This window comes from Caballeronia sp. ATUFL_F1_KS39 (assembly GCF_023630985.1).
GTDB classification, from domain to species: Bacteria; Pseudomonadota; Gammaproteobacteria; order Burkholderiales; family Burkholderiaceae; genus Caballeronia; species Caballeronia zhejiangensis.
The window spans coordinates 199,784-223,332 of sequence record NZ_JALQDZ010000036.1; the positions used below are offsets into that span (position 1 = coordinate 199,784).

Sequence of the window (23,549 nt, forward strand, 5' to 3'; positions counted from 1 at the left end):
GGTTTCTTCAAGGTATGCCCGTTCACGGGAATGCGGCGTGCAAACGCAGCAAAGCCCATATGGACTTCAGAGGATGAAAAGTGAATGCCGGGGCACTGGCGCCCCGTTTGATCGCGCGACTTCGATCAGACTGCGACGAAGCCGAGCATCTTCGATACGCGCTGCGCGCACGCGTGCAGCGCCGTCGCGATGTCGCCGTTCCACGCGCCGTCGAACGATCCGCTCGGGCCGATCGCCGTGATCGCGAGCACGATATTGCGCGTGTGATCGAAGACCGGCGCGCTCATCGCGCTGATGCCCGCGACGGGCTCGTCGATCGCCCGCGCGATGCCGTGCTCGCGCACTTCGGCGAGCATCGCGTCGGTTTGCGCACGCGTGTAGTCGCGCCGTTGCGCGCCGACCTGCAACGCGCCCGCACGCTCGATGGCGACGAGCGCATCGACGGTCATCGGCGGCAGATAAGCCGCGAATGCGCGGCCCGTCGCCGTCTGCAGCAACGACATCACCGTGCCCGTACGCATCGTGACGTGGATGGGCACGCTCGCCTGCTGGATGTGAACGATGGTCGGTCCATAGCTGCCCGCAGTCGCGAGCGCGACGGTATGCTCGATGCGGGGCGTCACGTTCGCTACTTCCGCAATCGCGAGGCGCACCGGATCGACGCGCTGCAGACTGATCAGACCCATTTGCAGCGCGAACGGCCCGAGTTCATAGCGGCCCGTCGCGGGATCCTGCTGAATCAGGCCGAGATTGCCGTAAGACACGAGATAAGGATGCGCCTTCGCCGACGGCATGCCGGCTTTCTTCGCGAGATCGCCGAGCAGCATCGGGCCGCCGTGGTCCACGAGCGCGCGCAAAAGCGCTCCGCCTACTTCGATCGATTGAATCCCGCGGCGCACTGCGCTCATGCCTGACCTTGTGTTGTTGTCCACGATGCGCGCGATGATAACCGCACTCACGTGCGTACCGTCATACTTCGGGGTTCAGGCGCTGTATCAATTCGCGATGTTGCGGATAGCGCGCCTCCAGCGTGCCCGGCACGGCCAGTTCGAACTCGCTGAACTCGAAACCCGGCGCCACCGTGCAGCCGACGAGCGATACGCCTTCTCTATCGTGACATTCCGCCGCGAACCAGTCGCCCGCTTCGACGACGGTCTGAAACACGGCATCGGCACGATCGAGCGCATTGCCGAGCCGATGCGTGACTAGCGTTCCGTTCGCTTTGAGCACATGCACGTCGATCGGATCGCCTGCGTAGAAGTGCCAGACTTCATCGGAGCGAATGCGATGCCATGCCGAATGCGCGCCATCGCAAAGCAAAAAGTAGATCGCGGTGGACGCCGAACGCGTTTCGCGTTCGTTCTCGCGCACGACGTTGCCGCTCGCGCGATACGTCTCGCGAAAGAAGCCGCCTTCGGGATGCGGCTCGAGCTTCAGACGCCGAATGATTTCGCTGCTGTCGATGCGTTCGCGTTGCATGTCGTTCCTTTGGCAGAGCGGTTGCGGTTCGCGTATTCTGCATCGGATTGCTCGTATCGCCATGCTCTTCAACTCATCGACCAACACCATGACTCTTTCTTCTTCCTTGCTCAACGCTTTCGCGCCGACCGGCACGCTGCGCGCGTCGATCAATCTCGGCAATCCGATCCTCGCGCATCGCACCGACAGCGGCGAGCCGGGCGGCGTATCGGTGGACATCGCGCGCGAGCTGGCGTCGCGGCTCGGCGTGCCTGTCGCCTTCACGTCGTTCGACCGGGCCGCCGAATCGGTCGAAGCCGTCACGAACGAAAGCGCGGACGTCGGCTTCTTCGCGATCGATCCGCTGCGCGGTGCGGGCATCGCGTTCACCGCGCCGTACGTGCTGATCGAAGGCTGTTATCTCGTGCGCGAGGCATCGCCGCTCACGCGCAATGAAGATGTGGATCGCGAAGGCAATCGCATCATGGTCGGCAAGGGCAGCGCGTATGACCTCTTTCTCACGCGCGAGATCAGGCATGCGCAGATCGTACGCACGGCGTCGTCGCAGGCCGTCGTCGAAGCCTTCCTGCGTGACGGCCTCGAAGTCGCCGCGGGCGTGAAGCAGCAACTCGAAGCCGACGCGTCACGCACGCCCGGACTGCGCCTGCTCGACGGACGCTTCATGGTGATCCAGCAGGCGATGGGCTTGCCGAAGCGCCGCGGCGACGAAGCCGCGCTTTATCTGCGCGACTTCGTGGAGGATTTGAAGCGCTCGGGCTTCGTCGCCGCTGCGCTTGCACGGCACGGTATCAAGGGGGCATCGGTTGCCCCGGCAGCGTAATCGCTCACGCGTCGATGAACGCCGGCGTCACGCTCGCCATCACCGACTGGATCGACGCGACGTTCGAGCGCGACGTCGCGGGCGGGCTTGCCGCGTTCAATCGCGCGCAACTCGGGCCGAGCCATCAACGCGATCTGGCGGTGTCGCTCTATCGCGATGACGACTTTCTGGGCGGGCTCGCAGGCTACACGGCGTGGGACTGGCTCTTCGTGAAATGGCTGTGGATACGCGAGGACGCGCGCGGCGCCGGACTCGGCGCACGCGCGCTCGAAGCCGCCGAAAGCGAAGCGAAAAAACGAGGATGCCGCGCCGCGTGGCTCGATACGGTCAACCCCGCAGCGCGCGCCCTCTACGCGCGCTGTGGTTACGAGCTTTTCGGCGAACTCGCGGATTTTCATGCGGGTCAGCCGCGCTACTTCATGCAAAAGCGCTTCTAGTCATTTGGCGTTTTGCATTTCGCATGCATGAGACCAAAGCGCATTTTGAATTAAGCATGCGATTTCAGCCGTTCCGCGACACGCGCCGTGATCGCACTGCGCGCGGCCAGCGACGGCGCGCAACGCTCGCGCACATCGTTCGCGACCGCGGCGGGCGCGCGCGCCGGATCGCCCGAGTCGAACGGCGGCGCCGGCGCGTATTCCATCTGCAATTGAATCGCCTGCGCTTCGTGCTCGCCGACGAGTTCGGCCGCGAGCGTCAGCGCGAAATCGATGCCCGCCGTGATGCCGCCGCCCGTAAACAGGTTGCCGTCGCGCACCACGCGCTCGTGCACCGGAATCGCGCCCAAATCCCGGAGCAGATCGTGGTACGCCCAGTGCGTCGTCGCACGCTTGCCGCGCAAAAGCCCCGCCGCGCCGAGCACGAGCGAGCCGGTGCAAACCGAGGTCACGTAGCGCGCGCCCGCCGCCTGTTCGCGGAGAAAGGCGAGCGTTTCCTCGTCTTCCATCAGATCGCCGACGCCTGAACCGCCCGGCACGCACAGCACATCGAGCACGGGGCAATCCGCGTAGGTCACGTCGGGCGTCAGAATCATGCCGGCGCTCGACCGGACGGGCTCGCGCGTCTTCCAGACGAGATGCACCTTCGTGTCGGCCATGTGCGCGAACACGTCGTAGGGGCCGGTCATGTCGAGTTGCTGCACGCGAGGAAACAGCAACAGGCCGATATGTAGCGTCATCGTTTTCTCCTTGATCGAGCGTGTTTTTCGTGTGGACGAACCGATGCTACGCCGCTACGCTATGGCGAACTCGACACATAACCCACGTTTTACGCCAACTTGTCTTTCGTGGAAAACGCCATGCGAACCATCGACGTGCTCGCCTTCCCCAACGTGCAGTTGCTCGACGTCGCGGGCCCGTTGCAGGTGTTCGCGTCCGCCAACGACCTGGCGGTCGCGGCGGGCTTGCAGCGGCCGTATCAGCCGCGCGTGGTTGCGCGGGGCGGCACGGTGAACGCGTCGGCGGGACTGGGGCTCGTCGGCGAGGCATTGCCCGATGCGAGCGAAGCGTGCGACACGCTGATCGTCGCGGGCGGCTGGGGCGTGCACGAAGCGGTGCACGACCGTGAACTGGTCGATTGGGTGCGCGCGCGTTCGGCGCACGCGCGGCGCACGGCGTCCGTTTGCACGGGCGCGTTTCTGCTTGCCGCCGCCGGCCTTCTCGACGAACGCCGCGCCGTGACGCACTGGACGCGCTGCGGGGAACTCGCCACGCGCTTCCCGGCGATCCACGTCGAGCCCGATCCGATCTTCATCCGCGACGGCGACGTATGGACATCCGCGGGCGTCACGGCGGGCATCGACCTGTCGCTTGCGCTCGTCGAAGACGATCTCGGCCGCGCGCTCGCGCTCGACGTCGCGCGCCATCTCGTCGTGTTCCTCAAGCGCCCCGGCGGGCAGGCGCAGTTCAGCGCGGCGCTGTCGTTGCAGAAGTCGGGCGAACGTTTCGGCGAGCTGCATGCGTGGATCGCTGAAAATCTCGCGGCGGATCTTTCGGTCGGCGTGCTTGCCGCGCGTGTCGGCATGAGCGAGCGCAGCTTCGTGCGCCATTACCGCGCGCAAACCGGCATGACGCCCGCGCGCTCGGTCGAACGCATGCGCCTCGAAGCCGCGCGCCGCCTGCTCGGCGATACGGCGCTTCCCGTAAAGCGCATCGCCGCGCGCTGCGGATTCGGCACCGAGGAAACGATGCGGCGCGGTTTTCTGCGTTCGCTGGGCGTGTCGCCGCAGGCGTATCGCGAGAGATTTACCGGGCACGATCGCGTCCAAACCGCGCATCCGGCATGAATGCCCGTATGCATTCCGGTACGAGCGGCTTTTTTTGAACCGCATGCTCAAGGCTGTATGCTCCGTGCCGTTACCCATATAGAGCCTTTGCTTGTTACGCGCGCCCGGAGCAGCGTGCGAGCGCAGTCGCTGAACGAGACCCGCCCGACGTGGCGGCAATATGGCCTGGAGCGCCGATGAGTGTGTTTCCCGCGTACGACGCGCAGGTTGCCCGCGCAACCGCGGTCGAGCCTGCAACCGTGGCGGCGACCGATGAAAAGATTTTCGCGAGCGTGGCGTCATCGATCGACGCATTGCTGCGCGAGGCCGCCGCGATGGGCTGCCCGCAGCAATGGGCGTGGTATCGCGCGGGCGAGCAGTTGCATCTCGAGCGGCGCGGCGATGCAGCGCTTCCCGATGCGCAGGAATGGCCGCATGGCATCGCCGAGGAACGCCTGACGGAGGTGTGCATCGATAACGGCTGGCACTGCTGGCCGACCGGACGCGGCGAGAGCGTGCTCGGCTGGCTGCTCGCGCCGGTCACGCATCGCGACGACGCGCATCTCGCCGAACTCGCGCGCACGCTCGGCGAGCGCGTGCAGGCCGATGCCCTCGCACGCGCGCAACTCACGCAGCGCGTGCTTTATGAAATCGCCTATCTGGCGAGTTCCGTGCCCGAGCGCGCCGATTTTCTGCGCGGCGTGCATGAACGGCTCGGCACGCTCATCGACGCGGAGAACTTCTATCTCGCACTCTACGATCGCAAGACGGGCAAGATCACGTATCCGTATTATGTCGACGTCATCGATACCGACGTCGTCGCGGCCGAAAACTACGACATCCTGAATCCGGAACGTCTTTCGATGACGGGTCGCGTGCTCACGAGCGCGCAGCCACTTTTCATCACCGCCGCGGATATTTGCGCGGCGGAGCGCGCGGGCCATTTCTATTGCATCGGCGACCGCCCCGAGTTCTGGATGGGCGCGCCGCTCAAGAATGCGAGCGACGAAGTATTCGGCATGCTCGCGATGCAGGTCTATGACGTATCGCGCATTTATACCGTCGAGGACCGCGCGCTCTTTCTGGTCGTCGCACGACATGTGGCGATGGCGCTCGACCGCATCCTGCATCGCGCCGATCTCGAAGAGCAGGTCGCGCACCGCACGTCCGAACTGTCGAAGCTCAACGCGGCGCTGCGTCACGGCATCGCCGAGCGCGAACGATCCGAGCATCTGCAAGCTGCGCTCTACCAGATCGCAGAATTGTCGAGCCGTCCCGGCGACATGATGGAGTTCTTGCGCAGCCTGCATGGGATCGTCGGCGAATTGCTTTACGCGCGCAATTTTTATATCGCACTCATCGAACCGGAAACGGACGAAGTGTCGTTCCCGTATTACGTCGATGAAATCGTGCAGGAGCGCCCCGCGCCGCGACGCGGACAACGCGGCCTCACCGAATATGTGATCCGCGAGCGGCGCGCGCGGCTGATCGATCATGCGGAGGCGCTGCGTCTCATCGAAGAAGGCGCGTTCGAGATCGAGCATAGCGAAGTGCGTCTGCGATCGTGGCTCGGCATTCCGCTCTTCGATGGCGATGTCGTGCGCGGCGTGCTCGCCGTGCAAAGCTATTCGCCGCTCGTGCGCTATTCGCTGCGCGATCAGGAACTGCTCACCTTCGTGTCGCGGCATATCGATACGGCGCTTTCGCGTCGGCGCGATGCCGAAGCGCTGCATGCCGCGAACCTCGAACTTGAAGCGCGGGTCCAGGCGCGCACGCGCGAACTCGACGATGTCAACGCACGCCTGCTTTATGAGAACTCGCACGATTCATTGACGGGCTTGCCGAATCGAAGCCATCTGATGCACAAGCTGCGCTGCGCATGGCAGGACTATCAGACGCGCGGCGACCAACTCTCGGTGATGTTCATCGACCTCGACCGATTCAAGGTCGTGAACGACAGCCTCGGCCATCACTTCGGCGACATGCTGCTGGTTCAGGCCGCGGCGCGCTTGCGCGATTGCCTGCGTTCGACGGATCTGCTCGCGCGCCTCGGCGGGGACGAATTCGCCGTGCTCTCCCCGGATGCACACGTTCGCGATGCGGTATCGATCGCCAAGCGTATTCTGGCCGCGTTCGATCTGCCCTTTCACATCGAAGAGCATGTCGTGTTTTCGTCGTGCAGCATTGGCATCGTGAGCGCGGACAGCCAGTTCCATACCGAGCCCGCCGACCTGTTGCGCGACGCCGATACCGCGATGTATCGCGTGAAAAATGCGGGACGCGACAGCTTCGTCGTGTTCAATCAGGAACTGCGACGTCAGGTGTCGGACCAGGTGGAACGTGAGGGCGCATTGCGCAATGCGATCAAGCGCGATGACGAACTGCTGCCTTATTTCCAGCCTATCGTCGACGTAAAGAGCGGTGAGATCGTCGCGCTCGAAGCGTTGATCCGCTGGCATCAACCCGATGGCCATATCGTCGGGCCGGGTGAATTTCTTCCTTCGGTCGAAGGCTTGAGGCTCATCGGCAGACTCGATCTATACATGCTCGAACGCGTTGCCGCGATTCTCTCGAATGCGCGCTTCGCGCACTGGCCGCCGGTGCATGTGAACTGCTCCAGCTATAGCATGACGCGCCCCGAATTCGCCGATGACGTTCTGGCGCTATTGCGTCGCTATCGCGTCTCGCCGTCGCGCGTGTGCCTCGAGCTTACCGAAGGCGCGCTCGTAGCCGAGCCCGATCTCGCGCGGCGCACCATGCAGCGACTGGCCGACAACGGCATGTCTGTCGTGCTCGACGATTTCGGCGCGGGTTTTTCGTCGCTCAGTTATGTGCATCAATACCAGTTCACCGGCCTCAAGATCGACAAGTCGTTCATTCTCGAACTGACCGAAAGCCCGCGCAGCCGTGCGATCGTGCGCGCGATCGTGCGCATGGCGGAATCGCTCGATCTGACGCTCGTCGCGGAAGGCGTCGAAGATGCGGCGACGCTCGCCGTGTTGCGCGACATGGGCGCGGCGCAGGCGCAGGGCTATTTCTTCGACAAGCCGCTGCCGCTCGACGCGCTCACACGCACCGCGCTCGCTCCGCGCGCGACGACGGCAAGCGCGGCACTGTAGCCGCGTGCATCAAGGCATGCCGCCCAGCGACGGTGAAATGATGCTGCCCGGCTCGCCCTTCGGCGCACCGCTCTCATCGGCCACGGCGCGTGTCGACACCGGCGCGTGGTTCTTCGCGCAGGTCTCGACCGAGTCGCTGCCGAGGCATTGCTGAAAGCCATCGGCAGTTGCCTTGGTGTCGAAGCTATAGATGATCTCGCCGACCTTGACTTCGGTGTCGGAGATGCGGTCTGCTGCAATAGCCATGTTATGTCTCGCCTCGATTTCGGTTGGAACGTATCGACAATTCAGCATCAACCGATCCCGGTGACGGGTACGCGCGTTGCTGAATCGTCAGGGTTATCGTCGAATCGAAAAGGAGGCGGAAATGGCACAGCATCCCGCGCATTCGCAGAATCACCGGCATCCGGATGAGCCGCGCCCGGAAGAAATCGCGCGCGTGCTGAAGGGCGCCGACTATCCGATGGGCAAGGAAAAACTTCTGACGCTCGCGAAAAGCAATGGCGCGGACGGCGAGGTCTTGGCCGTGCTCAACAAAATGACCGATCGCAATTTCGACAGCGAAGATGCGGTGCTGCGCGAAGCCACGCGCGTCGAGTAACAGCGACATAACTTTCGCTTATTCCGCAATGCGGCATTCAATCCTGCCGCCCCACGCTTTCGATCTTTCCGCAAGGCACGTATTTGACGAGGAAAATGTAATGGCCGAAAAACCCGCAGCTCCCGATACGCACGACAAGCCGCGTGCGCCCGGAGGCAATAATCTGAGCAATATCGACCCTGCTGAAGCAGACCGGGTAATCCCTCGGCCGGGAGAGGCAATGGAACCCGACCCGGTCCATGATCCTGACAAGATCGGCACGACACCTGACGATTCGGGCAATCGCCCGAGACCGCTATAAAAAATTTAAATGAACGCCGGTGCAATTTCCAATCGTGTCATACCTGTTCTCGCGCTAGCATCTAAAGTGCGTCGAGTTGGGATGCGCGGCTTTGCACGGCGCCTGCAGCAGAAGAACCGCGCAATGGCCCGGCATCCGTCTGGCCAATCATTGCACAAGGAGGCTCTATGAAGTGGGAAACCCCGAGTTTCACGGATATGCGCTTCGGCTTTGAAATCACGATGTATATCGCGACGCGCTAATCGGAAATGACAAAACGGCCACCTGAGTGGCCGTTTTGTTTTATGGGCGCGTCGAATCGATGCGTCAATCTTTGCCCGGCGTCCTGGATTGTTCGTTCGCGGGATCGGGAAGATCTGCGTTCTGTGCGTCAAGCCCGCCCTTTCCTGCAATTTCCGGCTCATTGCCCGATCCATAAGGCACTTCCGCCGTCTGATGCGGATGCTGATCGAGCCGACGGTTCTCCGGTTCGATCTCCGCTGCATTCGGGTGAGGCGCGGAATGCGGTTGCTGATGGCGTTTCTCTTCGCTCTCGCTCATCGTGAATCTCCTTTCGATGGGGCACCGAAGATTACTCAGCAACGCACGTTCCTTCAAAAAGGGCCCGCAATGCTTCGCGAGCCTCTGCCAACACAACTACCCATACCGCTACTCAAGAGAATCAGATCGCTTGCGTAGCGAGTGCCGAGCCGATAACTTCGTTCGCCACCGCATCCACGGCCTGCTTCACGATGCCGACGATTTCGTCCGCTTCTTCACGCGTCGTGACGAGCGGCGGCGCGAAGCCGAGGATATCGCCATGCGGCATGGCGCGCGCGATCACGCCGCGTTCGAGTGCTGCCGCCGATACCTTCGGGCCGACCTTCAGCGCGGCGTCGAACGGCGTGCGCGCGTCCTTGTCGGCCATGAATTCGAGCGCCGCGAGCATGCCTGCCCCGCGCACTTCGCCGACGAGCGGATCCGAATCGAAAGCCGTGTGCAATTGCTGCTGGAAATACGCGCCGACATCGGCGGCATTCTGCGTCAGGTTTTCGCGCTCGAGAATATCGAGGTTCGCGATAGCAGCAGCCGCGCAAATGGGATGCCCCGAATACGTCCAGCCGTGTCCCATCGGACCATGTTCCCGCGAGCCCTTCTCGATCACGTCCCACACCTTCTCGCCGACGATCACGCCCGACAGCGGCGCATAGGCGCTCGTCAGGCCCTTCGCGACCGTGATGAGATCGGGCTTGATGCCGAAGTGCTGCGCGCCCATTTTCGAGCCGAGACGGCCGAAGCCGCACACGACTTCATCGGAGATCAAAAGAATGTCGTGCTTCCGCAGAACATCCTGGATAGCTTCCCAATAACCTTGCGGCGGCGCGATGATACCGCCCGTGCCCATGACCGGTTCGGCGATGAATGCAGCGATCGTATCCGCGCCTTCTTTCGCAATCAGCTTTTCGAGTTCATCGACGCAATACGCGGTGAATTGCGCTTCGCTCATGCCGGCGGGCGCCTTGCGATACCAGTGCGGACAAACCGTGTGCTTTACGCGGTCGATCGGCAGATCGAAGTTCTGATGAAAGCTCGGCAGACCCGTGAGACTGCCCGTCACGATGCCCGATCCGTGATAACCGCGCTCGCGCGAGATGATCTTCTTCTTGTTCGGACGGCCGAGAACATTGTTGTAATACCAGACGATCTTGATCTGCGTTTCGTTCGCATCCGATCCCGACATGCCGTAATACACCTTTTTCATGCCCTCGGGCGACCAGTCGATGATGCGCGACGACAGCTCGATGATCGTATCGGTCGAGTGACCGACATACGTGTGGTAATACGCGAGCTTCTTCGCCTGCTCATAGATTGCGTCGGCTACTTCGGTGCGGCCATAGCCGATGTTCACGCAATAGAGGCCCGCGAATGCGTCGATATAACTTTTACCTTGATGATCCTGAATGCGGATGCCCTTCGCGCCCGTGACGATCTTGCCGGGCAGCGCGCCGCTCGCGTGATCGTGTGCATGCGTGGACGGATGCATGAAGTGCGCGCGGTCTTCGGCGAACAGTTGCTCGAGCGATTGATTCTGCTGGGTCATGTGCTTCTCCTTGATATGCGGTACTGCGTGTCTCTGAGGATAGGTCTTCAGGCCGCGCTCGTGAGCGGCAGGCCGAGATTGCCGAGGCAAAAGTATTTCGTTTCGACGAAGGGCTCGAAGCCTTCCGCGCCGCCTTCGCGTCCGAGGCCCGATGCCTTCATGCCGCCGAACGGAATCGGCGCGCCGGTGAACTTCACGCCGTTGACCGACACCATCGCGAAATCGAGTCGGCGCACGAGCTGGAAGATCGTGTCGATGCGCGTCGCACAGACGTAGGCGGCGAGGCCGTATTCGGTGTCGTTGGCGCGCGTCACGGCTTCGTCGAGCGTATCGAACGGCGAGACCGCGGAGATCGGCGCGAAGTTCTCTTCGTCGTAGATACGCATGCCCGGTCTGGCATCGGCGACGACGGTCGGTTCATAAAACCAGCCACCGAGCGCATGAGCTTTGCCGCCGACGGTGATGCGCGCGCCTTGCGCCTTTGCATCCTCGACACGAGCGACGGTCGCATCGAATGCGGCCTGATGCATGAGCGGACCGACATCGACATTTGCTTCGAAGGCCGTCCCTACTTTCAGCGCTTTCACTGCTTCCGTGTAGCGTTCGACGAACCGTTCATAAAGCGGACGCGCGACGAGAATGCGGTTCGCAGCGCAGCAATCCTGCCCCGAGGTTTGAAACTTCGCGCCCACTGCAACGCGCACGGCATGTTCCAGGTCCGCGTCTTCCGTCACGATGAAAGGCGCGTTGCCGCCCAGTTCCAATGCGAGCTTCTTGATGCCCGCCTGCGCTGCCGTCTTCGCAACGAGACCGCCGACGCGCGTCGACCCCGTGAAGCTCACGGCGCGCACGTGCGTATCGCTGACGAGCGTTTCCATCGCCATGTGTGGCTCGCCGATGACGACGTTGAACACGCCCGGCGGAAAGCCTGCTTCTTCGGCGAGTTGTGCGAGTGCGATCGCGGAGAACGGCGTTTCATGCGCGGGCTTCACGACGACGGTGCAGCCCGCGGCAATCGCGGCGGCGGCCTTGCGCGTGATCATCGCGACGGGGAAATTCCACGGCGTGATCAATGCCGCGACGCCGACCGGTTCCATCACGGTGCCGAGATGCGCGCCATCGATATGCGTCGGAATGGTGCGGCCCGCCAGGCGTTTCGCTTCGTTCGCGAACCATTCGACGAAGCTCGCCGCATAGGCGATTTCGCCTTTGGATTCCGCGAGCGGCTTGCCTTGCTCGAGCGACAGAATGCCGGCAAGGTCCGATTGATGACGCATGATGAGTTCATGCCAGCGCAGGAGCAGCGCACTGCGCTTTTGCTGCGGCATCCAGCGCCATGACTGGAATGCGCGATCGGCGGCATCGATCGTCGCGACGATTTGCGCCTGATCGAGCATCGGGACATGGCCGATGACGTTCTGATCGGCGGGATTGGTTACTGCAATCGATGCGGCGCTGTCGCTGTGAATCCAGCGGCCGTCGACATAACAGAGGGATTTGAATAGAACGGGATGGCCCAGCAGCATGTTCGTCTCCTTGCTCAAAGCGTGCTTGATTTGCATGGTTCGATGGGTCCACTTTAAGGGCGTTGCCGCGATGGAGTTTTTTGTTATTGCCCTCGGGCGGTGGGTGTTTTTTCTGTTTTTTCTGTGCTTCTTTTTGCGTTTTTTTTGGGCTTCCCCGAGCCGACACAAATACGGGATCCGGCAACCAAAAAATAACTAAACCACATCGTCAACCCAATCCGGCGGCCCTTCCGTACTATTCTTCACGACTTTCGTAACGATATAAGTGAAGTACCGCTCGATACCCAACTCTTCGACGAGCAAAGAATCGATGAACCGCTGATAGTGATCGATATCCCGCGACACGACGTGCAGCACGTAATCCACGCCGCCGCCGGTGGCATAACACTGCACGATCTCGGAAGCCGCCGCGATGCGCTCCTCGAAGCGCCGCATATCTTGCGCGGTATGACGCGAAAGCGTCACCTCAACGACGATACGGCTGCCCTTGAAAGCAGCCGTCCAGTCGATATCCGCGCGATAGCCCTTGATAAGCCCGCTGTCTTCGAGTTTCTTCACACGCTCCCACGCGGGCGAGATCGACAAATTGACCTCTTCCGCAAGGCGCGATTTCGTTATGCGGCCATCCCGCGCAAGAATGCGCAGAATGGCCAGATCGTAGCGGTCGAGCTTGATCAACTTACACGCTCACGGCAATGTTGCGTTCGACGATATCCGCGACCACGGCCACGGTGTCGCCCATCTGCACGAGGCCCGGAAAATGCCGCGCCGCAAGCAGTCCGTCACGCTTCGCGCGATATTCAACCGGCGTCGCGCCCGTGCGCGTAACGTCATACACGCGCGCAAGCACATCGCCCGCTCTCACCATGTCGCCGAGATCGCGGCACATTTCGAGCAGGCCTGTATGCTCGCTCGTCGTGTAGCAGGAACCATCCGGCATGTCGAGCAACGTCGTCGTGCGCGCTTCGCCGCGAACCACCTCCTTCTCGATGATGCCCGCATACGCGATAAAGCCGTACACGCCGCGCTCCGCCACCGCGACGCTCTTCGCCGTCGACGAACCGCCACCGCCCAGTTCCGTCGAGACGAACACCTTGCCCGCTTCCTCGGCCGCGCTGTCATACAGACCGATGCTGTCGAGTTCGAGCATCCGCATCGAATACGGCGCGCCGAATGCACGCATCGCGGCTTCGCAACGCGACTGCTGCGTCCCGTCGTTCAATACATGAATGGCCGCAAACGGCAGAAAATCGAGCGTGCGGCCGCCCGCGTGGATATCGAGCACGTAATCGGCGAGCGGCAACAGATGACGCTGAAAGTAATCCGCGATCTTTTCCGTCACCGTGCCGTCGGGCTTGCCCGGAAAGCTGCGATTCAGATTGCCCGCGTCGATCGGCGAAGTGCGCGAACCCGCGCGAAACGCCGGATAGTTCATGAACGGCACGATGATCACGCGGCCGTTCACGTCGCTTGCCTTCAACGTCGATGCGAGCTTCGCCAGCGCGATCGGCCCTTCGTATTCGTCGCCGTGATTGCCGCCCGTGAGCAGCGCGGTCGGTCCGTCGCCGCGCTTGATCACGGTGACGGGAATCATCACGGCGCCCCACGCGGAATCGTTGCGCGAATACGGCAGCTTCAGAAAGCCGTGCTGTTCGCCCTCTGCATCGAAGTCGACGGTCGGGCTGATCGGTGACGCGCGCATCGTGCTACTCCTTCACGAACAATTTGCGAGGCGTGTTGCAGAAGGTCTCGACGCCGGTGTCCGTAATCAGGATGCTCTCCGTGATTTCGAGGCCCCAGTCGTCGAGCCACAGCCCCGGCATGAAGTGGAACGTCATGCCGGGTTCGAGGACGGTCTGGTCCCCGGGACGCAGGCTCATCGTGCGCTCGCCCCAGTCCGGCGGATAGCTCGCGCCGATCGGATAACCGCAACGGCTATCCTTCTCGATGCCGAACTTGCGCAACACCGCGAAGAAAGCATTGGCGACGTCCTCGGTCTTGTTGCCCGGCTTCGCCATCGCGAGACCCGCCTCGATGCCTTCGACGACCGCCTTCTCGCCTTCGATGAAATGCTGCGGCGGGCGGCCGAGATACACCGTGCGCGAGAGCGGGCAGTGATAGCGCTTGAAGCATCCGGCGATTTCGAAGAACGTGCCCGCATTCGCCGTGAACGTCGAGTCGTCCCATGTGAGATGCGGCGCGGCGGCGTCGGAACCCGTCGGCAATAGCGGCACGATCGCGGGATAGTCACCGCCATAACCTTCGACGCCCGTGATGCCCGCTTCATAAATCTGCGCGACGAGATCGCTCTTCTTCATGCCCGGCTCGACCGTGTCGAGAATGCGCGCATGCATCTTCTCGACGATGCGCGCCGCGACGCGCATGTACTCGATCTCGCGCTTCGACTTCACTGCGCGCTGCCAGTTGACGAGCGCGGTCGCATCGACGAACTTCGCGTTCGGCAGATGCTTCGTCAGCGACGCATACGCCTTCGCGCTGAAGTAATAGTTGTCCATCTCCACGCCGATGCGCAACGTGTCCCAGCCACGCACGGCAATTACTTCGGATGACAGATAATCCATCGGATGGCGCACCTGCGACTGCACATAGTGATCCGGGTAGCCGACGATATCGTCGTGCGACATGAACACCGTGCGCTTCGCGCCGTTCGCGTCCTGGCCGCGGCCGTACCAGACCGGATCGCCGTGCATCGCGAGCAGCACGCATTGATGCACGTAGAACGACCAGCCGTCGTAACCGGTGAGCCACGCCATGTTGGTCGGGTCGGTCACGATCATCAGATCGATGCCCGCTTTCTCCATCGCGCGCCGTGTCTTCGCGATTCGCGCGTCGTACTCGCTGCGTTCGAACGGCAGGCGTACCACGGGCGCCCCACGTTCATCCAGCTTCTTCTGTTGCGTGATTTCGGACATCGTCCCCTCTATCAAGCGGTCACATCGTTGTGGAAAATGGTTCCTGCCTGTGCCGCGCGCGCTCGCTGAATGGCGAGCGTCGCGATCGCGGTGTCTTGCGCGCCGGTGCCGGTCAGATCGCAGACGGTGATCTCGTCATCGCTCATACGGCCTTGAGCCTGTTGCGCGATGACTTCGCCAAGCTCGGCAAAAGATGCATCAGCATCCGTCACGCCCGCTTCGATCGCATGATGCAGCTCGCCGAGCACGCGCACTTGCTGAAGGCGGTCGCACACATAGCGCGCTTTGGCGAACACGTCCGGAGCGATTTCATTCTTGTGCTCCGCATCCGATCCCATCGCGGTGATATGCAAGCCCGGATGCAGATCGCGTGCGTGTATCAATGGCTCGCGGCTCGGCGTCGTCGTGATGGCGATATCGGCGTGCTTCAACGCCTGGTTCACGCTGTCGGCGACATCGCATGGCAAGTCTTCGCAGTCACGCGCGAACTGCTGCGCGCTCTTCGGATCGCGCGCCCATACGGTCACATGCCCGATGTCGCGCACGAGCCGCAACGCCTTCAATTGCAGACGCGCCTGCTCGCCCGCGCCGATAATCGCGACGCGCTTCGCATCCTTGCGCGCGAGCCAGCGCGATGCAACCGCGCCCGCCGCAGCGGTACGCACGGCGGTGAGATAACCGTTGTCGAGCAACACGGCTTCCGTGAGACCGGTGCGCGCGGACAGCACGAGCATCAGGCCATTGAGGCTCGGAAGTCCGAGCGACGGATTGTTGAAGAAGCCAGGGCTCACCTTGATCGCGAAGCTCGGAAAGCGCGGCAAATAAGCGGTTTTCACGTCGACTTCGCCGGCGTGCTCGGGAATGTCGAGACGCAGGATCGGCGGCATTGCGACGGCTTCGGTCGCGAGCGACTTGAACGCGGCTTCGACTTGCTCGATCGCGTCGAGGTCGAGCGGCACGAGCTTGCGCAATTGCGCCTGCCCGAGCAGCACGGTGGAGGTATCGATGTTGGACATGGGTTCAGGCCGCTCCGATGAGTCGACGATGCGTTGCGATATCGATGTTGCTGCCGCTCACGACGATGACGATCGGTCCGTTCGCGGCTCTAATCGCGCCGTCGAGCAAAGCCGCGATGCCGACCGCCGCCGCGCCTTCTACAACGAGCCGCTCTTCGCGATACGCGTGCACGATGCCGCGCGCGATCGACACTTCATCGAGCAGCACGACATCGTCGATGAGATCGCGCGTCATCGCGAACGTATGTCTGTTATCGAGGCCGATGCCGCCGCCGAGCGAATCGGCGAGTGTTTCGAGTTCATCGACGAACACCGGCTTGCCTGCCGCGAGACTCGCATGCATCGCAGCGCCGCGTTCCATCGACACGCCGATCATCTTCACGTCGGCACGAATGCTTTTCGCCGCGAACGCGACGCCGCTGAATAAGCCGCCGCCCGACAAGGGCACGACGATGCTCGCCGCATCGGGCAGCGCTTCGAGAATTTCAAGGCCGATGGTGGCTTGCCCCGCGATCACGCGTTCGTCGTCGAAGGGCGGCACGAATGCATAGCCTTCTTCGCGCACGAGACGTTGCGCTTCGACCTGTGCATCGTCCTGACTCTTGCCGACGATGACGACACGCGCGCCGAGCGCGGCCACCGCATCGACCTTGTTCTTCGGCACGAGCGACGACATGCACACTGCAGCTTCGATGCCGAGCGCGCGTGCCGCGTGTGCAACCGCGCGGCCATGATTGCCCGTCGATGCGGTGACGACACGCTTGCAGCCTTGCTCCGCGATCTGTGCGAGCGCATTGGTCGCGCCGCGCAGTTTGAAGCTGCCCGTAGGTTGCAGCGTTTCGAGCTTCAGATGAACGGGCACGCCCGCGATGCGCGAGAGCGACAGCGAATGAACCAGCGGCGTGACGAGCGCGCGGCCTTCGATGCGCTGGCGGGCGCGGTAGACATCGGCGAGCGTGAGTGCGGACATGTGCGGCTGAATTGCGTTTGAGCTAACCATGCAACTCAGTCTAATGTCCTAAAAAATCGTTTTCGATTGTCCTAGTTCATTTAGTTGAAGTCATGCACATGCGGGTACTGACCGAAAACTTCGCGCATCGTTTCGACCGCGCTGCGAAACGTGCTTTCGCCGACTTCCGCGCCCACGCATAGCCGCACCGCATTGGGCCGGTCCGCGCCGCGCACGAGAAACGGATCCGGCGACGTCACGGCGATATTGCGATTGCGCAATTCACGCGTGATGCGCTCCGCTTCCCATTCGTCGGGCACACGCAGCCATACCGAAAGCGCGTTCGGATGACTGCCGAGCACGTATTCGCCGAGCACTTCGCGCACGACGCCCTGGCGTGCCGCGAGCCGCTCGCGCTGAATCTCCACGAGACGTTGCGCGGTGCCATCCGTGATCCAGCGCGCGGTGACTTCCGCGATGGGCGACGTCGCCATCCAGCAACTGACGCGCAGCACGCTTTCCGCACGCAACGCAAGACGCCGCGGCACCGTCATGAAGCCCGTGCGCAAGCCGCTCAATACGGACTTGGTCATGCTCGTGCAGTAGAAAGCGAGTTCCGGAATGAGGCTCGCGATAGGCGTCTGCGTTTTCGCGGGCAACGCGCCATAGACATCGTCCTCGATCACATAGACGCCATAGCGTTCCGCGATGCGCGCAATCGCGCGGCGGCGCGAGTCGGGCATCATCGCGACCGTGGGATTGTTGAGCGTCGGCGTGCAGACGAGCGCGCTCACGCGTTCGCTGTCGCAGACTTCCTCGAAGTGCTCAGGGCGAATGCCGTGCTCGTCGATCTCAAGACCTTTGAGCGTAAACCCCAACACGTTCGCCGATCCGATTACGCCGTGATCGGTGAGGCTTTCGCACAGCACCGTATCGCCCGGCCCGACGATGCTCGCCAGCGCAAGGAAGATGCTATGCGCGACGCCGTTGGTGACGAGCAGCGTCTCGACCTTCGCGGGCATGTTGAGCGAAGCGAGCCATTCCACGCCCGCCTGTCGATGACTGTCGAAGCCCGCAATCGGCCGGAACGCGCGTATCCACGGCTGATCGTCGATGGTCGAAAGCGTCGCGCAGACCTTGCGCCACATCGCGTCATGCTCGGGCGTATGGACGATGCGCGCGATCGAGAAATCGACGACCGAGCGCTCGGCGGTGTCGAGCATGTAATTGGACATCGTTTCGGTCACGCGCGCGCTGACGAAGCTCCCGCGTCCGACCTCGCATCGAATCAGCCCTTGCCGTTCGAGTTCCTTGTAGGCATTGGTGACGGTCTGCACGCTGATCGCGAGATCGGCGGCGACTTCGCGTTGCGGCGGCAACCGTGCGCCCGATGCGAGCGCGCCGCTTTCTATATCGGCGGCCATCGCCTTGACGAGCCGCTTGTACTTCGACTGCACGCCCTGCACGGTACGCACGGCGTCGCGCCATCTTTCATTCACTTGCTGTTCCTCGCATGCCTGGTTCCATGCGCAATAGTGGCCCAAAAGCGCGCGCGAAAATAATTGTCCTAGAGCAATCGGAACAAATATATGGCTTTGTATTCTGCGTCGGTGGCTATGCGGCGAGTGACTCCAAAGCCCCTTGGAGTAAGGGTTTTCCTCGGTCTCTCACATGCAGCGCCGCCCCACTCGACCACGCTTGAAGAACCATTACTACGGGAACGATATGAACACGAAGCGACTGTCTGGAATGCTGGCGGCGGCGTGCGTCGCGGCAGCGAGTCTTGCCGCCTATGCCACGAGCGCGAACGCGGAAACCACCTTGCAGCGCATCCAGCGCACCGGCGAGGTGCGTATCGGCTATGCGAACGAAACGCCCTTCGCCTACACGACGCCCGATGGCACCGTAACCGGCGAATCGCCCGAGATCGCGAAGAAGGTGTTCGCCAAGCTCGGCGTGAAGAAGGTCGATGCGGTGCTGACCGAATGGGGCGCATTGATTCCGGGCCTCAAAGCCGGCCGCTTCGACGTGATTGCAGCGGGCATGTACATCACGCCCGAGCGTTGCAAGCAAGTGGCGTTCGCCGATCCGCAATATCAGATTCCCGACACGCTGCTGACGATGAAGGGCAATCCGAAGAACCTGCACAGCTATGCCGATGTCGCGAAGCAGCCGGACACGAAGCTTGCTGTGATGGCAGGTACGGCGGAACTCGGTTATGCGCGCGCGGCGGGCATCAAGGACGACCAGATTCTTCAGGTTCCGGACACGACCGCGCAATTGCAGGCCGTGCGCGCGCGTCGCGCCGACGCGGCTGTCGGCACCGCATTGACGATGAAGGGCCTCGCCGAAAAAGGCGGCTCGTCGGTCGAGGCGATCAAGCAGTTCAACGACGATCCGAAGCACACAGGCTATGGCGCGCTCGCGTTCCGACCCGAAGACACCGATCTGCGCGACGCCGTCAACAAGGAGCTGCATCAGTGGCTCGGCACCGACGATCATCTGAAGACGGTCGCGCCCTTCGGCTTCGACAAGTCCAACGTGACAGCGAAGAAAGCGCCGGAACTGTGCGCCGGTTGAGCATCGATGCATCGCGACGCGCAGCTTCATCTACTAGCGAGGAACCGTCATGAGTGACCTCCGTGAGCTTCTGCCCTTGATGATGAAGGGCACGCTCGTCACGATCCAGATCGCCTTCATCAGCATCCTGCTTGCGATCGTCATGGCGGGCGTCGCGACGGCGTTGCGCGCCGCGCCATACCGTGTCGTGCGATGGATCGGCAACGTGTATGTCGAAGTGTTTCGCGGCACTTCGCTGCTCGTGCAGTTGTTCTGGCTCTTCTTCGTGCTGCCGCTGCCGCCGTTCAACGTGCAACTGACGCCCTTCACGGTCGCCATCGTCGGGCTCGGGTTGCACTACGGCGCGTATGGCTCCGAGATTCTGCGCGGCGCGCTGCGTTCGGTGCCGGGCGGACAGTACGAAGCGGCGCTCGCGCTGAACATGCCGGCCACGGCGCGGCTGCGTCGCATCGTGCTTCCGCAGGCGATGATCAACGCGCTGCCGCCCGCGACGAATCTGATGATCGAACTGTTGAAGGGCACATCGCTCGTCTCGCTGATCACGCTGTCGGATCTCACGTTCCGCGCGCGCCAGCTCGACGAAGCGACCTTCAAGACAGCGGAAATCTTCGGGCTCACGCTGCTCATCTACTTCGTGCTCGCGCAGGTGATCGTCGCCGTGATGCGCGTGTTCGAGCGGCGCGTGAGCAGTCATGTCGCGATCCGTCGCGCGAGCCGCACCTTACCGGGGGCCGCATCATGACGTCGCTGGGTCAACTCTTCGATGTGAAATACGCGCTGCACATCCTGCCGGAACTCGCGCGCGCGGCGACTTATACGATCGGCATCACGCTCGTCGGGTTCGCCATCGCGCTCGTGCTCGGCCTCGTTCTCGCCATCATGCGGCGCAGCGATTTCGCGCCGCTCGCGAAGACGACTGCGTTCTTCATCGAGTTCATACGCAGCACGCCGCTGTTGATTCAGGTGTACGTGCTCTTCTATGTCGCGCCGCTTTACGGCTTCACGATGTCGGCGTTGACGGCGGGCACGCTCGGCATCGCGGTCCATTACGCATGCTACGTGTCCGAGGTGTATCGCGCGGGACTCAACGGCGTTGCACGCGGACAATGGGAAGCATCGTGCGCGCTGTCGCTCCGGCCGTGGCGCACCTATACCGGCGTGATTCTGCCGCAAGCGATCCGCCCGGTGATTCCCGCGCTCGGCAACTACCTTGTTGCGATGTTCAAGGACACGCCGGTGCTCTCCGCGATCACCGTCGTCGAACTGATGCAGCAGGCGAAGAACATCGGCTCCGAGACCTTTCGCTATCTCGAGCCGATTACGATGACCGGAATCTTCTTTCTCATCATCAGCGTGACGTTCGCTTCGGGCGTGCGTCATATCGAACGGCGCGTGAGGCTGCCATGACCGCGACTCAATACCAGGAGCAGCAGATGAAACGGGATTTCGACCCCGCGCTCGGCCGCGCAGCCGACGCCAGCGCGAACACGCCGATGGTGCGCTTTCGCAACGTCACCAAACGCTACGGCGCGCTGACCGTGCTCGACGGCCTCGATCTCGATGTCGCGCCGAACGAGAAGGTGGCGATCATCGGGCCGAGCGGCTCGGGCAAGTCCACGCTATTGCGCGTACTGATGACGCTCGATCCGCTGACCGATGGCGTCATCGAAGTGGACGGGCAGCCGCTCACGCACGAAATGCGCGGCGGCAAGCTCGTGCCCGCATCGCCGCGGCATGTTCGTCAGGTTCGCAGCAAGATCGGCATGGTGTTTCAGAGCTTCAATCTCTTTCCACACATGACCGCGCTCGCGAATACGATCGAAGCGCCAATGAGCGTGCTCGGATTGTCGAAGAAGGAAGCGACCGAGCGCGCGCGCGAACTGCTGTCGCTCGTCGGCCTCGCGGAGAAGTGCGAGCATTACCCGTCGCAATTGTCGGGTGGACAGCAGCAGCGCGTCGCGATTGCGCGAGCGCTCGCCATGCGGCCGAAGATCATGCTGTTCGACGAAGTGACATCCGCGCTCGATCCCGAACTATGCGGCGAAGTGCTCAACGTGATTCGCCGTCTCGGCGAAGAACACAACCTGACGATGCTGATGGTCACGCACCAGATGGGCTTCGCGAAAGAGTTCGCCGATCGCGTGTGTTTCTTCTCGCAAGGCAAGATCATCGAACAGGCGCCGCCGCAGCAGTTCTTCAGCGCACCGCAGCATGAGCGCACGCGGCAGTTCCTGCGTGCGGTGACCGAGGCGCTTTGATTCGTTGCTGCGCGCGGCGCGGGTGCGGCTTACTGCGTGCTCGCCGCCAGCGGCGTATAGGTTCCCGTGAGTGCCTTGAGGAACGCGACGATCGACTCGACATCCGCTTCCGATAGCTTCGTTCCCACTTCGTACTTCGCCATGTCGCGAACGGCCTGATGCAGGTCGTTCACGTTGCCGTCGTGGAAATACGGCGCGGTCAGCGCGACGTTGCGCAGTCCCGGCACCTTGAAGCGATGCAGATCGCCCGGATCGCGTGTCACGTTCGCTCGGCCTTTGTCCGCATCCGTCAATGCAACGCCGCGCGCCGCGAAGTAATCGCCGGCAAGTCCCATCCGTTCATACGACTGGCCGCCGAGATTCGCGCCGACGTGACAGGTCGCGCAACGGTTCGCCTTGAATAGCTGATAGCCGCGCAATTCCTGCTCGTTGAGTGCGGTCTTGTCGCCGCGAAGATAAGCGTCGAAACGGCTCGGCGTGAGCAAGGTCTTTTCGAATTCGGCGATGGCGTCCGTGATGTCGTCGCCCGACCAGCCGCGTTCATACACACTCGTGAAGGCGCGCGTGAACTCCGCATCCTTGTTCAGCTTCCCGATGATCTGATCCCACGAAACCGAAGCCATCTCGACCGGATTCAGCGGCGGCCCGCCCGCCTGATCCTGCAGCGTCGCGGCACGTCCGTCCCAGAACTGCGCGTGATTCAGCGCCGCGTTGAACACGGTCGGCGCGTTCACGCCGCCGAGTTGACCGCCCACGCCGAGCGATAGCTTGCGGTTGTCGACGCCGCCGGTTCCGAGGCCATGACAGCTCGCACAGGAGATCGAATTGTCAGACGACAGGCGCGGATCGTGGAACAGGCGCATGCCGAGCGCGACCTTGCGCGCATCGACGGGCAGCGATGCCGGCAAGGGCTGCACCGGCTCGTTCGCGAATTCGTCGCTTACGCCGTGCGTCGCATAGTTCGCTTTGCGGACATCGGCGATCCATTCGAGCAGCATGTCGCGATCATCCTGCGTCAGGCCCGTGCTCCAGTGCACGGCGCGGAACGCAGCGGGCGGCATCGTGCCGTCTTTCACGACTGTTTCGAGCTTGGCGATATCGGCTTCAGGCGCGGGCGTGCCGTCTTCGAGAGCGTTGTACAGCGCGTCGATACGGAAATGACGCAGCCCTTTCTCGACGTCATGCTTCGATAACTGCGCGATGCCAGGCCATGTCGAATACGACGGCAATTCGGCCTTCGTCGAATGGCAGTAATAGCATGCGTTGCGGTTCAGCACGTTGCGAATGGAACCCGCTTGCGCCGACGACACCGGTCCTTCTGCGGCCTTGCTCGCATACGCCGTGTCGTGCAGATACGCATAACCCGACATGCCCAGATATCCTGCAATGACGACCCCCGCGACCGCTAACAACGACTTCTTCAACATGTTTGACATCGACTGGCTCTAGCTTTCGAATTAGTTGGCTAGCGATGCTAACGAACGCGGCCGGAATCGTGGTTGAGAGCCGTCAACGTTCTTTCCCGGACAACTTGTCGCGCTTGATGCGTGGCGTCGAATGCCGTGCGCCATGGCGTCGCATGAGCGTCGAGGACCGTTTATTGCTTCCCGCTCATTCGATGACC

24 protein-coding genes are annotated in these 23,549 nt (G+C 62.4%); 10 read left to right on the forward strand and 14 right to left on the reverse strand.

Features of this window, described 5'->3' with window-relative positions:
• Positions 1-125 precede the first annotated feature (125 nt).
• Together NCR93_RS18105 and NCR93_RS18110 are read right to left on the reverse strand one after the other, a co-directional pair.
• On the reverse strand, positions 126-908 hold the full coding sequence (locus NCR93_RS18105; RefSeq protein WP_008353065.1) for an IclR family transcriptional regulator: 783 nt from the start codon (positions 906-908) through the stop codon (positions 126-128).
• A gap of 61 nt (positions 909-969) precedes the next feature.
• Complete coding sequence (locus NCR93_RS18110; protein WP_175979454.1) at positions 970-1,479, reverse strand: cupin domain-containing protein; 510 nt, start codon at positions 1,477-1,479, stop codon at positions 970-972.
• An 88-nt stretch (positions 1,480-1,567) separates the two neighbouring features.
• Between NCR93_RS18110 and NCR93_RS18115 the strand changes: the two genes are divergently transcribed.
• Both NCR93_RS18115 and NCR93_RS18120 read left to right on the forward strand, forming a co-directional pair.
• On the forward strand, positions 1,568-2,299 hold the full coding sequence (locus NCR93_RS18115) for an ABC transporter substrate-binding protein (RefSeq protein ID WP_175979455.1): 732 nt from the start codon (positions 1,568-1,570) through the stop codon (positions 2,297-2,299).
• 14 nt (positions 2,300-2,313) lie between these two features.
• A complete protein-coding gene (locus tag NCR93_RS18120; RefSeq protein ID WP_008353060.1) occupies positions 2,314-2,736 on the forward strand; it encodes a GNAT family N-acetyltransferase in 423 nt (140 codons plus the stop codon).
• A gap of 50 nt (positions 2,737-2,786) precedes the next feature.
• On the opposite strand, the gene NCR93_RS18125 is transcribed toward NCR93_RS18120, so the two are convergent.
• Entirely contained in the window at positions 2,787-3,476 is a 690-nt protein-coding gene (locus tag NCR93_RS18125; RefSeq protein ID WP_175979456.1) for a DJ-1/PfpI family protein, read from the reverse strand.
• A 120-nt stretch (positions 3,477-3,596) separates the two neighbouring features.
• Here NCR93_RS18125 and NCR93_RS18130 point away from each other — a divergent pair, with 120 nt between their 5' ends.
• Together NCR93_RS18130 and NCR93_RS18135 are read left to right on the forward strand one after the other, a co-directional pair.
• The gene (locus NCR93_RS18130) at positions 3,597-4,583 is read left to right on the forward strand and encodes a GlxA family transcriptional regulator (RefSeq protein WP_175979457.1); all 987 of its coding nucleotides are present in this window, start codon (positions 3,597-3,599) and stop codon (positions 4,581-4,583) included.
• A 176-nt stretch (positions 4,584-4,759) separates the two neighbouring features.
• Positions 4,760-7,681 carry a bifunctional diguanylate cyclase/phosphodiesterase gene (locus NCR93_RS18135; protein WP_175979458.1) on the forward strand — a complete coding sequence of 974 codons (2,922 nt, stop codon included), beginning with the start codon at positions 4,760-4,762 and terminating at the stop codon, positions 7,679-7,681.
• 9 nt (positions 7,682-7,690) lie between these two features.
• Here NCR93_RS18135 and NCR93_RS18140 read toward each other — a convergent pair whose 3' ends face one another.
• On the reverse strand, positions 7,691-7,927 hold the full coding sequence (locus NCR93_RS18140) for a hypothetical protein (protein WP_008353052.1): 237 nt from the start codon (positions 7,925-7,927) through the stop codon (positions 7,691-7,693).
• Between the two features lie 121 nt (positions 7,928-8,048).
• On the opposite strand from NCR93_RS18140, the gene NCR93_RS18145 reads away from it, so the two are divergent.
• Entirely contained in the window at positions 8,049-8,282 is a 234-nt protein-coding gene (locus tag NCR93_RS18145) for a DUF2795 domain-containing protein (RefSeq protein ID WP_008353051.1), read from the forward strand.
• Positions 8,283-8,750: 468 nt separating this feature from the next.
• A complete protein-coding gene (gene pqqA, locus NCR93_RS18150; RefSeq protein ID WP_008353049.1) occupies positions 8,751-8,825 on the forward strand; it encodes a pyrroloquinoline quinone precursor peptide PqqA in 75 nt (24 codons plus the stop codon).
• Positions 8,826-8,889: 64 nt separating this feature from the next.
• Here the strand turns inward: pqqA and NCR93_RS18155 are convergent, their stop codons facing one another.
• The 9 genes from NCR93_RS18155 to ehuR all read right to left on the reverse strand — a co-directional run bounded on the left by NCR93_RS18155 (position 8,890) and on the right by ehuR (position 18,586).
• Positions 8,890-9,123: a hypothetical protein gene (locus NCR93_RS18155; protein ID WP_008353048.1), complete on the reverse strand. Its 234-nt coding sequence runs from the start codon at positions 9,121-9,123 to the stop codon at positions 8,890-8,892.
• Positions 9,124-9,244: 121 nt separating this feature from the next.
• The gene (locus NCR93_RS18160) at positions 9,245-10,663 is read right to left on the reverse strand and encodes an aspartate aminotransferase family protein (protein WP_175979459.1); all 1,419 of its coding nucleotides are present in this window, start codon (positions 10,661-10,663) and stop codon (positions 9,245-9,247) included.
• 47 nt (positions 10,664-10,710) lie between these two features.
• A complete protein-coding gene (locus NCR93_RS18165; protein ID WP_250532269.1) occupies positions 10,711-12,189 on the reverse strand; it encodes an NAD-dependent succinate-semialdehyde dehydrogenase in 1,479 nt (492 codons plus the stop codon).
• A gap of 195 nt (positions 12,190-12,384) precedes the next feature.
• On the reverse strand, positions 12,385-12,864 hold the full coding sequence (locus NCR93_RS18170) for an Lrp/AsnC family transcriptional regulator (RefSeq protein WP_175979575.1): 480 nt from the start codon (positions 12,862-12,864) through the stop codon (positions 12,385-12,387).
• A 4-nt stretch (positions 12,865-12,868) separates the two neighbouring features.
• Complete coding sequence (gene doeB / locus NCR93_RS18175) at positions 12,869-13,891, reverse strand: N(2)-acetyl-L-2,4-diaminobutanoate deacetylase DoeB (RefSeq protein WP_175979461.1); 1,023 nt, start codon at positions 13,889-13,891, stop codon at positions 12,869-12,871.
• Positions 13,892-13,895: 4 nt separating this feature from the next.
• Positions 13,896-15,122, reverse strand: coding sequence for an ectoine hydrolase DoeA (gene doeA, locus NCR93_RS18180; RefSeq protein WP_175979462.1), 1,227 nt, complete (start codon positions 15,120-15,122; stop codon positions 13,896-13,898).
• Positions 15,123-15,133: 11 nt separating this feature from the next.
• Complete coding sequence (locus tag NCR93_RS18185; protein ID WP_175979463.1) at positions 15,134-16,138, reverse strand: cyclodeaminase; 1,005 nt, start codon at positions 16,136-16,138, stop codon at positions 15,134-15,136.
• A 4-nt stretch (positions 16,139-16,142) separates the two neighbouring features.
• Complete coding sequence (gene eutB, locus NCR93_RS18190; RefSeq protein WP_175979464.1) at positions 16,143-17,108, reverse strand: hydroxyectoine utilization dehydratase EutB; 966 nt, start codon at positions 17,106-17,108, stop codon at positions 16,143-16,145.
• A gap of 80 nt (positions 17,109-17,188) precedes the next feature.
• On the reverse strand, positions 17,189-18,586 hold the full coding sequence (gene ehuR / locus NCR93_RS18195) for a MocR-like ectoine utilization transcription factor EhuR (protein WP_175979465.1): 1,398 nt from the start codon (positions 18,584-18,586) through the stop codon (positions 17,189-17,191).
• 226 nt (positions 18,587-18,812) lie between these two features.
• Here ehuR and ehuB point away from each other — a divergent pair, with 226 nt between their 5' ends.
• The 4 genes from ehuB to ehuA are packed head-to-tail and all read left to right on the forward strand — an operon-like array spanning position 18,813 to position 21,925.
• Positions 18,813-19,667 carry an ectoine/hydroxyectoine ABC transporter substrate-binding protein EhuB gene (gene ehuB, locus NCR93_RS18200; RefSeq protein ID WP_175979466.1) on the forward strand — a complete coding sequence of 285 codons (855 nt, stop codon included), beginning with the start codon at positions 18,813-18,815 and terminating at the stop codon, positions 19,665-19,667.
• A 49-nt stretch (positions 19,668-19,716) separates the two neighbouring features.
• On the forward strand, positions 19,717-20,409 hold the full coding sequence (gene ehuC / locus NCR93_RS18205; protein WP_008353030.1) for an ectoine/hydroxyectoine ABC transporter permease subunit EhuC: 693 nt from the start codon (positions 19,717-19,719) through the stop codon (positions 20,407-20,409).
• Between the two features lie 5 nt (positions 20,410-20,414).
• Positions 20,415-21,074: an ectoine/hydroxyectoine ABC transporter permease subunit EhuD gene (gene ehuD / locus NCR93_RS18210; protein ID WP_208456975.1), complete on the forward strand. Its 660-nt coding sequence runs from the start codon at positions 20,415-20,417 to the stop codon at positions 21,072-21,074.
• A 26-nt stretch (positions 21,075-21,100) separates the two neighbouring features.
• Positions 21,101-21,925: an ectoine/hydroxyectoine ABC transporter ATP-binding protein EhuA gene (ehuA, locus tag NCR93_RS18215; protein ID WP_275445878.1), complete on the forward strand. Its 825-nt coding sequence runs from the start codon at positions 21,101-21,103 to the stop codon at positions 21,923-21,925.
• A gap of 29 nt (positions 21,926-21,954) precedes the next feature.
• On the opposite strand, the gene NCR93_RS18220 is transcribed toward ehuA, so the two are convergent.
• Positions 21,955-23,361 (reverse strand): cytochrome c peroxidase, encoded by a 1,407-nt coding sequence (locus NCR93_RS18220; protein WP_175979468.1) that lies wholly within the window; start codon positions 23,359-23,361, stop codon positions 21,955-21,957.
• Between the last annotated feature and the right edge of the window lie 188 nt (positions 23,362-23,549).

Excerpts from the sequence above, each read along its gene's own strand:
- NCR93_RS18105 (WP_008353065.1), bottom strand. The coding sequence starts at position 908 with ATGAGCGCAGTGCGCCGCGGGATTCAATCGATCGAAGTAGGCGGAGCG.
- NCR93_RS18110 (WP_175979454.1), bottom strand. The coding sequence starts at position 1,479 with ATGCAACGCGAACGCATCGACAGCAGCGAAATCATTCGGCGTCTGAAG.
- NCR93_RS18115 (WP_175979455.1), top strand. The coding sequence starts at position 1,568 with ATGACTCTTTCTTCTTCCTTGCTCAACGCTTTCGCGCCGACCGGCACG.
- NCR93_RS18120 (WP_008353060.1), top strand. The coding sequence starts at position 2,314 with ATGAACGCCGGCGTCACGCTCGCCATCACCGACTGGATCGACGCGACG.
- NCR93_RS18125 (WP_175979456.1), bottom strand. The coding sequence starts at position 3,476 with ATGACGCTACATATCGGCCTGTTGCTGTTTCCTCGCGTGCAGCAACTC.
- NCR93_RS18130 (WP_175979457.1), top strand. The coding sequence starts at position 3,597 with ATGCGAACCATCGACGTGCTCGCCTTCCCCAACGTGCAGTTGCTCGAC.
- NCR93_RS18135 (WP_175979458.1), top strand. The coding sequence starts at position 4,760 with ATGAGTGTGTTTCCCGCGTACGACGCGCAGGTTGCCCGCGCAACCGCG.
- NCR93_RS18140 (WP_008353052.1), bottom strand. The coding sequence starts at position 7,927 with ATGGCTATTGCAGCAGACCGCATCTCCGACACCGAAGTCAAGGTCGGC.
- NCR93_RS18145 (WP_008353051.1), top strand. The coding sequence starts at position 8,049 with ATGGCACAGCATCCCGCGCATTCGCAGAATCACCGGCATCCGGATGAG.
- NCR93_RS18155 (WP_008353048.1), bottom strand. The coding sequence starts at position 9,123 with ATGAGCGAGAGCGAAGAGAAACGCCATCAGCAACCGCATTCCGCGCCT.
- NCR93_RS18160 (WP_175979459.1), bottom strand. The coding sequence starts at position 10,663 with ATGACCCAGCAGAATCAATCGCTCGAGCAACTGTTCGCCGAAGACCGC.
- NCR93_RS18165 (WP_250532269.1), bottom strand. The coding sequence starts at position 12,189 with ATGCTGCTGGGCCATCCCGTTCTATTCAAATCCCTCTGTTATGTCGAC.
- doeB (WP_175979461.1), bottom strand. The coding sequence starts at position 13,891 with ATGCGCGCGTCACCGATCAGCCCGACCGTCGACTTCGATGCAGAGGGC.
- doeA (WP_175979462.1), bottom strand. The coding sequence starts at position 15,122 with ATGTCCGAAATCACGCAACAGAAGAAGCTGGATGAACGTGGGGCGCCC.
- NCR93_RS18185 (WP_175979463.1), bottom strand. The coding sequence starts at position 16,138 with ATGTCCAACATCGATACCTCCACCGTGCTGCTCGGGCAGGCGCAATTG.
- eutB (WP_175979464.1), bottom strand. The coding sequence starts at position 17,108 with ATGTCCGCACTCACGCTCGCCGATGTCTACCGCGCCCGCCAGCGCATC.
- ehuB (WP_175979466.1), top strand. The coding sequence starts at position 18,813 with ATGAACACGAAGCGACTGTCTGGAATGCTGGCGGCGGCGTGCGTCGCG.
- ehuC (WP_008353030.1), top strand. The coding sequence starts at position 19,717 with ATGAGTGACCTCCGTGAGCTTCTGCCCTTGATGATGAAGGGCACGCTC.
- ehuA (WP_275445878.1), top strand. The coding sequence starts at position 21,101 with ATGAAACGGGATTTCGACCCCGCGCTCGGCCGCGCAGCCGACGCCAGC.
- NCR93_RS18220 (WP_175979468.1), bottom strand. The coding sequence starts at position 23,361 with ATGTCAAACATGTTGAAGAAGTCGTTGTTAGCGGTCGCGGGGGTCGTC.